The organism is Ancylomarina sp. (assembly GCF_041555295.1).
In the GTDB taxonomy this organism is placed as follows: Bacteria; Bacteroidota; Bacteroidia; order Bacteroidales; family Marinifilaceae; genus Ancylomarina.
Map to the genome: position 1 here is coordinate 1 of NZ_JBFFKR010000352.1, position 2,977 is coordinate 2,977.

2 protein-coding genes are annotated in these 2,977 nt (G+C 36.2%); one reads left to right on the top strand and one right to left on the bottom strand.

Going from position 1 to position 2,977, the window contains the following annotated elements; genetic code table 11:
• Window positions 1-1,826: DPP IV N-terminal domain-containing protein (locus ABY905_RS15765; protein WP_372645595.1), on the bottom strand; the 1,826-nt coding region annotated here is incomplete at its 3' end.
• Window positions 1,827-2,164: 338 nt separating this feature from the next.
• On the opposite strand from ABY905_RS15765, the gene ABY905_RS15770 reads away from it, so the two are divergent.
• Window positions 2,165-2,977, top strand: an 813-nt coding sequence (locus ABY905_RS15770; RefSeq protein ID WP_372645598.1) for a TGS domain-containing protein, incomplete at its 3' end; no start/stop codon positions are given.

Sequence of the window (2,977 nt, forward strand, 5' to 3'; positions counted from 1 at the left end):
CCACCGAAGCTCCATCCCCAAATCGCAATTCTATCTCCGTCGATAAAATCTTTTTTAGCTAAAGCTTTAGCAGCTGAGATTTGATCGTCAGACTCCAAGCGACCTAATTGCATATAAGTGCACTTGCGGAATAATTCGCCTCTGGCACCAGTTCCTCTAGGGTCAACACATACAACGATGTAACCTTCCTGAGCCAAGTAGTTGTACCAGTCAATTCCCCATCTGTTTAATACCTGTTGAGAGTTAGGACCACTATACTGAGTCATTAAGACCGGGTATTTCTTAGCTGGATCAAAATCGAAAGGTTTGATGATCCATGCATTCAATTGAGTCAACTCATCAGCTGCAGGTAATTGAATGAATTCCTTTGAAGTGTACTGATACTCTTTAAGTTTTTCAGCTAGTTCACTATTATCTTCCAGGGTACGAATCAGTTTCGCTTTAGCATTGTAAAGACTAACTGTTCTTGGTTGTGAAACACTAGAGGAATTGTTGATGAAATATTTAAAGCCTTTTGAGAAAGATGCGTTGTTCGTTCCCTTAGCAGGTGTTAAGTTTTTCTTCGAGCTACCGTTTAGTTTGATAGAATAAATGTTACGATCCATTGGCGAAACTTCTGCCGATTGGTAATAACAAATCTTCTTTTTCATGTCATATCCAATGAATTCAGTCACATCCCAATCTCCTTTTGTAATTTGCTGAATTTGCTCACCATTCATATCAAACAAATACAAATGAAGAAAAGCATCTCTTTCGCTAGAGAAAATGAAATGCTTGTTATCAGCAAGGAAAGTTAAATCATCTAGAGTGTTGCTGTCTACATAGTACTTGTTTTCCTCTGTAAGTAAAGTCGATGTTTTACCTGTCTTTGAGTTTGCTAGTAAAATGTCTAGTTTATTCTGGTGACGGTTTAGACGACAAATACTAAGAATTTTAGCATCAGCAGTCCATTTAATACGAGGGATATACTGATCTGTTTCAGTACCAACATCCATCTTTTTAGTTAATCTGTCGTTCACATCATAAACGTAAACCTCAACAGTTGAATTTTTCTCACCAGCTTTTGGGTATTTGTAAGTGTAGTTTTCAGGATATAAAGCATTCCCTTTAACTTGAGGATACATGCCTTCAAATTTATTCATATTAAACATTGGGACTTCGCTTTCGTCAAATTTCATATAAGCTAAGGCCTTGCTGTCTGGAGACCATTCGAATGCTTTGTTGAATTCAAATTCTTCTTCGTATACCCAGTCTGGAGTACCATTTTGAATTTTGTTGAATTCTCCATCTTTAGTCACCTTACTTTCTGACCCGAAAGCAATATTGTGGATGAAAATGTTATTGTCTCGAACAAAGGCAATACGTCTTCCATCAGGAGAGAATGTCGCCAAGCGTTGTTTCCCATTTTTAGAAAGAGGTTTCAGTTCTTTATTCTTAAAGCTGAAAATGAAATAATTTGCAGTGAATGAGCGTCTATAGATACGTTCGCGGTCAGTCATTAATAAAATTCGGTTTTCTTCAGCATTAAAATCGTAATCGAAGATGTTTGTTAGTTCTTCTGATTTTAATTTGTTTAGATCAAGAAGTGTATCTACAACTTTACCTGTAGCATAAGCATATTTCACAATTTTAGTCCCATTTTCTTCGAGAGTTGAATAGTGAATGCCATCATTCATGGAACGAAGACCGTGAACCGATTTCTGCCCGAAAGTGTGGTTGAGCATGATATCTTCCATGGTGATTTTTTTCACGCCTTGCTGAGCAAGTAGTGAAATGGAAAGGCATAAGAATAGGCCTAAGGCAAGCAATTGCTTGAAATTTTTCATACTGTATGAATTGATTTTTGTTTAAGATTGTCCGAAAGTTGATTAGTCATTATAAAATGACCTGTTTATTTATATATTGCCCCAAAGGTTTCAATTTTTTGAAAAATAGAAAAGGATTTATGTCATTAAAGTACAGTTTTTATTACTTCATGAATTGGAGACGATAAATGAGACTGTTTTATATAGAATATTATATCTTTGTGGATTGAATTTTGGACAGGCTTGTTTTCATGGAAAATAAGCCAATTTAGTCAAATGACTTTTCTGAAATTCAGGTTTTCTATTCTAGTATATCATGCCGGTTTGTAGCGGTGTGAATAAAAATTAAAAACAATAGGATGATTGAAATTACATTTCCAGACGGAACAGTAAAAGAATTTGAAGCTGGCATCTCAGGTATTGAGATTGCAAAAAGCATTTCTAGTCGATTGGCAAAAGAAGTTTTGTCGATTACCGTGAATGAGCAGTTGTATGATCTAACACGCACGATTAATGAAAATGCAAAAATTAAGCTTCATACTTGGGATGATGAAGAAGGTAAGCATGCTTTTTGGCATTCTTCGGCTCACTTAATGGCTGAGGCACTTGAGGTATTATACCCAGGGATCAAATTTGGTATTGGCCCAGCTATCGATATGGGTTTTTACTACGATGTTGACTTGGGCGAAGATCGTATGCTAACCGACAAAGATTTGCCTGTAATTGAGCAGAAGATGTTGGAATTAGCTCGTATAAAAAATGAGTACACACGTAAGGATGTAACGAAAGCTGAAGCTCTCGAGTTTTTTAACTCAAAAGATGAGGGATATAAAGTAGAGTTGATTAACGATTTAGATGATGGTACCATTAGCTTTTATCAGCAAGGTAACTTTACTGATCTATGTCGTGGACCACACTTACCAAACACGTCATATATTAAAGCAATTAAATTAAATTCTATTGCTGGAGCATATTGGAGAGGCGATGAGACTAGAAAACAGTTGACTCGTGTTTATGGTATTACTTTTCCTAAGAAAAAATATTTGGATGAGTATGTAGTGATGATGGAAGAGGCTAAGAAACGTGATCACCGTAAATTGGGTAAGGAAATGGAACTTTTCACTTTCTCTCAAAATGTAGGTCAGGGAATGCCATTGTGGTTGCCAAAGGGA